The sequence below is a fragment of the Arthrobacter sp. Y3223164 genome (assembly GCF_059091005.1).
In genome coordinates this window covers 1-575 of sequence record NZ_JBNHGF010000791.1, presented here as the reverse complement: position 1 = coordinate 575, position 575 = coordinate 1, and the positions used below count along the sequence as shown (strand labels likewise).

General features: G+C 71.5%; 1 protein-coding gene and 1 pseudogene. Both read left to right on the top strand.

The window, feature by feature from the left end; genetic code table 11:
- Nucleotides 1–236: pseudogene (locus AC5RUJ_RS18040) on the top strand (phytoene desaturase); the annotation flags it as partial.
- On the top strand, nt 233–575 hold a 343-nt coding region (locus tag AC5RUJ_RS18035; protein ID WP_494156491.1), incomplete at its 3' end, for a lycopene cyclase domain-containing protein. The pseudogene AC5RUJ_RS18040 and the gene AC5RUJ_RS18035, both read left to right, overlap by 4 nt.

Here is a 575-nt window from a genome sequence, read left to right as displayed (position 1 = left end):
ACACCCTGCGGCAGAGCGCCTTCCTGCGCCCGGGCAACCGGAGCCGCCGGGTCGACGGGTTGCACTACGCTGGCAGCTCGGTCCGGCCGGGCATTGGCGTGCCCATGTGCCTGATCAGCGCCGAACTGGTGCTCAAGGCCGTGCAGGGGATCGGGACGCCGGGCGCACTGCCGGAACCGGACCCGGCGGCGCCCGGCCCCGCGCCGTCGTCGGACAGTGCGGGGAGGAGTACATGATCTACCTGGCCGTGCTGGTGGCGCTGCTGGGCTGCATGGCCCTGCTGGACGCGCGCTACAGGCTGTTCTTCTTCGCCCGCCCGGTCGCGGCCGCCGTCACGATGGCCATCGGACTGGCGTACTTCCTAGCCTGGGACGTCTGGGCGATCGCGCTGGGAATCTTCGTGCACCGCGACTCGCCGCTGATGACCGGCCTGATGCTGGGCCCCGAGTTGCCGCTGGAGGAGGCGTTCTTCCTGGCCTTCCTCTGTTACCAAACCATGGTCCTGTTCACCGGGCTGCTGGCATGGGGCCGGCACCGGCGGGCGGCCCGCGCGGCCAGGCCGCAGCTGGTCAGCC